This is a genomic window from Rhizobacter sp. (assembly GCF_035702065.1).
In the GTDB taxonomy this organism is placed as follows: domain Bacteria; phylum Pseudomonadota; class Gammaproteobacteria; order Burkholderiales; family Burkholderiaceae_C; genus Rhizobacter.
Window position 1 is genome coordinate 1 of record NZ_DASSRA010000104.1, and the last position, 5,094, is coordinate 5,094.

Annotated in this window: 4 protein-coding genes; 2 read left to right on the forward strand and 2 right to left on the reverse strand. The window is 67.6% G+C overall.

The features are described 5' to 3' along the window. Together VFL64_RS04710 and VFL64_RS04715 are read left to right on the forward strand one after the other, a co-directional pair. The coding region (locus VFL64_RS04710) for a DUF3857 domain-containing protein (RefSeq protein WP_489539227.1) at positions 1 to 2,435 on the forward strand (2,435 nt) is incomplete at its 5' end. After that, a complete protein-coding gene (locus tag VFL64_RS04715; RefSeq protein ID WP_489539228.1) occupies positions 2,432 to 2,989 on the forward strand; it encodes a methyltransferase family protein in 558 nt (185 codons plus the stop codon). The genes VFL64_RS04710 and VFL64_RS04715, both read left to right, overlap by 4 nt. Positions 2,990 to 2,992: 3 nt before the next feature. Here the strand turns inward: VFL64_RS04715 and VFL64_RS04720 are convergent, their stop codons facing one another. Then, complete coding sequence (locus VFL64_RS04720) at positions 2,993 to 4,246, reverse strand: complex I 51 kDa subunit family protein (protein WP_489539229.1); 1,254 nt, start codon at positions 4,244 to 4,246, stop codon at positions 2,993 to 2,995. Beyond that, positions 4,243 to 5,094 (reverse strand): FAD-binding protein (locus VFL64_RS04725; RefSeq protein ID WP_489539230.1); only part of this gene is annotated, 852 nt, incomplete at its 5' end. The genes VFL64_RS04725 and VFL64_RS04720, both read right to left, overlap by 4 nt.

The following is a 5,094-nucleotide window of genomic DNA, read 5'->3' on the forward strand; positions in this document are numbered from 1 at the left end:
AGGTCCGCGTCGACGCCCAAGGCAAGACGCAGTACCGGCACATGGCCAGCAAGGCGATCAACCAGCGCGGCGTGGAGTCGGTGGCCCACGTCGAGATCGGCTTCGACCCCTCGTACCAGACGCTCACACTGCACAGCATCCAGGTGCGCCGCGGGGAACGGCTGATCCCGAAGCTGGGCACGGCATCGGTGAAGGTCCTGCAGCGCGAGAAGGAACTCGAGTACCTGATCTTCGACGGCAGCAAGACGGCCAACGTCTTTCTCGACGACGTTCGCGTGGGCGACATCGTCGAGTACGCCTACTCGCTGCGTGGCAGCAACCCCGTGTTCGGCAACCGCCATTTCGGCCGCGTCGACTTGCAATGGGCCGCGCCGGTGCATCACGTGTACGCCCGGCTGCTGTGGCCTCAGGGCCGTCCGCTCGAACTGCTGCCGCGAAACGAGGCAGTACCTGCGGCGGTGAGCGATCTCGGCAGCCACCGCGAATACGTGTGGCAGGCGAAGAACGTTACGGCACGGGTGCTCGAGTCCGACACGCCCAACTGGTTCGACCCCTACCCCTCGGTGCAATGGGGCGAGTTCAAGGACTGGCAATCGGTCGCTCGCTGGGCCACCCCGTACTACCGCCTGCCGCCGCGACTCAGCCCGGCCTTGCAGGCCGAGGCCGATCGCATCGCGCGCACTCACGCAACGCCCGAAGACCGCATGCTGGCCGCGCTGCAGTTCGTGCAGCGCGAAGTCCGCTACCTCGGGGTCGAGATCGGTCCTGGTTCGCACGCACCCAGCGCGCCGGCCACGGTCCTGGAGCGCCGTTTCGGCGATTGCAAGGACAAGTCGCTGCTCACCATGACCCTGCTCCAGGCCCTGGGCATCGATGCGCGCGCGGCACTTGTCCACACCGGGTTGCGCCGCGGCATCCGCGACCTGCAGCCCACGCCGTATGCCTTCAACCATGTGATCGTGCGAGCCAGCCTGAAAGGGAAGGTCTACTGGATCGACCCCACACGTGCACCGCAGAAAGGCGATCTGGCGCATCTGTTCCAGCCCAACTACGAAGCCGCGCTCGTGGTCGATGACGCCACCCACGAGTTGGCCGACATGGCCAAGGACAGCCCGGTGGCCATGCGCACCGTCCACACCGTGTACGAGGCTCAAGATGGCCTCGACAAGCCGGTGCGCTACACCGTGACGACCACCACGCAAGGGGCTGGCGCCGAGAGCCTGCGCAACACGCTTGCCACCGAGAACCGTGAAGACCTGCAGAAGCGCTATCTCAACTTCTACGCACGCTATTACCCCAAGATCGTGGTCGATGCGCCCATGGGCGTGGAAGAAGACGAGCAGAACAACCGCGTCACCATCACAGAGCGCTACCTCATCACCGACTTCTGGAAGCGCATCGAAGACCGCAAGCGCATGGAAGCCTCCATCCACGTGCCCGAGGTCGACGACTACCTGCGAGGCCCACGTGAATCCATCCGGCATGCCCCGCTTGCGCTCGCCCACCCGATCAACGTCACCCACACCACGGAAGTGCGCCTGCCCGAAGCCTGGGGCACGCGCACCGAAACCGTTCGGGTCGAAGACGCGAACTTCGAGTTCGAACGCAAGAAGTCGGAGAAGAACAAGGTCCTGACCCTGGTCGACAGCTTCCGCTCGCGCGCCGACCACGTCCTGCCGGCCGACACCGAGCGCTACGCGGCCAACCTCGGGCGCGCACGTACCGCGGTCGACCTGGCCCTCTATTGGCAAGACGATGCAGCACCCGCCCCCACCCGCACCACCGGCATCGACCGCATGAACTGGACGGTGGCCCTGCTCGCGCTGCTGCTTCTGGGCGTCTATGTGTGGTTGGCGCTCAAGCTCTACCGCCACGACCCGCCCGCGGCGCCACCGCAGCCCTTCGATAGCACGCTGCAAGGCATCGGCGGCTGGCTGATCCTGCCGGCCCTGGGTGCGGTGGTCCTGCCCATCCGCCTGGTGATCGATCTGTTCGGCTTGGCACCGTCGTATGCCGCCGACCGCTGGGCGCAGTTCACCACCATGGGCGGCGCCTCGTACCACGCGTTCTGGGCACCGATGCTGTTGTACGAACTGGCCGCCAACCTCGCCTACCTGGTGCTTTCGGTTCTGGTGCTGGTGATGTTCTTCCAGAGGCGCCGCGCGCTTCCCAGGCTGTACACCGGCATGCTCGTCTTCGGCGCCGTCATGCACGGCCTGGATCTGGGCCTCGCCCAGATGATCCCTGCCGCCGCCACGCAGATCACCAGCAAGGATTGGGGAGAGTTGGCACGCGCGGTGGTCGCCGCCGCCATCTGGGGCAGCTACTTCCTCGTTTCCAAGCGCGTGCAAGCCACATTCGTCAACGGTCGCAAACCGGCACCGCCGGCCTTCGCAGCCACCCAACCCTCCGGAAAGCTGGAGCCGAGCCTATGACCGGATGGACGACCTGGGCCCTGTTCGCTGCAGGCAGCGCCTTCTTCCTGTACGTCTCGCGCAACGCCCTGCGCAACCCGCGCTCGCACGGCTTCTACCGCTTCTTCGCGTGGGAAATGATGCTGGCCCTGGTGCTGATCAACTTTCCGATGTGGACGGTCGACCCGTTCTCGCCGCGGCAGATCGCCTCGTGGCTGTTGCTGCTGCTCTCGATCGTGCTGGTGGTCGAGGCGTTGAAGCTGCTCAAGCGGATCGGCCGCCCCGGCGAAGCACGGCCCGATGCTGAGCTGTTCGCCTTCGAGAAGACCTCGGCGCTGGTGACGAGCGGCATCTTCCGCTTCATCCGCCACCCGATGTACGCCGCCCTGCTCTACCTCACCTGGGGGGCCTACCTCAAGGACCTCACCCTCGCCAGCACGCTGCTCGCTGGCGGCGCGAGCATTGCCCTGCTGATCACCGCGCTGCGCGACGAGGCCGAGTGCCTGCAGCACTTCGGCAACGAGTACGCGCACTACATGCGCACAAGCAAGCGCTTCGTGCCATTCGTGTTCTGACGCCTACGAACGAAGCAGCACGCTCTCATACTCCTGGCGGAACTGCTGCAGCGAACTCGCCACCACCGTCACCGCGCCGTCGATGAGCCCGCAGCGGCCACTGCCGGGCAGCAGGCCGCACAGGTTCTCCAGCGCTTCGAGATCGGCCGGCACGCCGCGGCCGGTGTCGATGCGGTTGAGCGGGCGGGTGAGCTGGAAGGTGCCGCCCTTGCACGGCGGGCATTGGCCGCACGAGCCCTGCGCGAAGAACTCCACGTACTCCGCCACCTTGCGCACGATGCTCGTGCCTTCGGACACGACGATCATCGCGCCCGTGCCCAGGCGCGACTGCCGCTCGCGGACGCTGTCGAAGTCGAGCGCGACGTCGAGGTCGCGCTTCGTGAGCAAGGTGTTCGACGGCCCGCCGGTGAACACGGCCTTGAACTCCTTGCCCAGCAGCATGCCGCCGCCGTGCTCGAAGACCAGGCTTTGCAGCGAAGTCCCCATGGGCAGCTCGTACAAGCCGGGGCGCAGCACGTCGCCCGAGAGCGAGTAGAGCTTGGTGCCGCTTGCCTTGCCGAGGCCCAGGCCGCGGTACCAGTCGGCCCCGTGGCGCAGGATGCCCGGCACGTGCGCCAGCGTCTCGGTGTTGTTGACGATGGTCGGTTTGCCGAACACGCCCTGCTCGGCCGGAAAGGGCGGCTTGCGGCGCGGGAACGGGAAGCCGCCTTCGACGGTGGAGATCACCGCCGTCTCCTCGCCCCCGATGTAGAGGCCCGAACTGGCGACGACCTGCAGCGACAGCGGCCCGCCGAGCAGGGTTTCGATCGCCGCGAAGTGCGGGTGCGCGCGCCACTGCTCCACCGCCTCCCGCACCCCCGCCATTGCGCGCTCCTCGTGCGGGTTGATGTAGAGCACCACGTGGTTGGCGCGTGTGGCCACCGCCGCGATCAAGGCGCCTTCGATCACCGTGTGCGGCGTGTGCTCCAACAGGAAGCGGTCCTTGAAGGTGCCGGGCTCGTCTTCGTTGCCATTGCAGATCACGTACTTGTCAGCACTCGCGTTGGCCGCAACGGGCGCCCATTTGCGGTGGGTCGCAAAGCCCGCCCCGCCCATGCCGCGCAGGTCCGCGTGCTCGATGGTCGGCAGGATGGCTTGCGGATCGCGCAGGGCATTGGCGAGCCCGACGCCGCCACCCTGCGCCAGCCAGGCGTTCAGGTCCGCGCCGACGCGCACCGCGTCTTTCATCAGAACCTGGTTCAAGACGCTCTGGCTCATCGCATGCCCCCCATCAGCGGCATGGGCCTGCCGGTGCCCAGGCCGGCGTCGCGTGCGAGGTCGAAGTTCGCGTAGTCGGGAAAGAGCTGCGGCGCCTTCACGTCCAAGGGCAGGCCCGCGAGCGTCAACTCGCGCTGCCAGGCATGCACGTGGCCGATGCCGGCGCGGCCGAGCAGCGGGTCGCCCTGGCGCTGTGCAGCCGCGGTACCGGCACGCCGGCCCATGCTCAGGATGTCGAGCAGCGCATTGCCCATCAGGCGGTTGCGGCCGTGGATGCCACCGGCCAGCTCGCCGACGCAGTAGAGGCCTTGCACGCCGCTGGCGCCGGTCTTGTCGATGGCCACGCCACCGTTCTGGTAGTGCAGCGTCGGGTAGACCATGAAGGGCTCGACAGCCGGGTCGTGCCCGCACTTCTTGGCCAGGTGGCCGACGGTCACGAGGCGCTTCTTGAGGATGCCGGGCTGCTCTTGTTCGAGCGTGGGGATGTCGAGGAACACCCCCACCTGCCCACCGCGCTCGATGCCACGCCCTTCGGCGCATTCGCGCAGGATGGCCGCGGCCACCACGTCGCGCGGCTGCAGCTCGTCGACGAAGCGCTCGCCCTCGCCGTTGATCAGCTTGGCGCCGGCGGAGCGTGCCGCCTCGGAGATCAGGCCGCCCGCCAAATGGGGCGGGTAGGCGATGCCGGTCGGGTGGTACTGGAAGGAATCCAGCTCGCGCAGGCGCGCACCGGCCCGGTAGGCCACCACCAGCCCATCGCCGGTGGCACCGACGGGGTTGGAGGTGGGGAAGCTGTTGAAGTGCAGCCGCCCGGTGCCACCGGTCGCAAGCACCACGGCCCGCGCGCG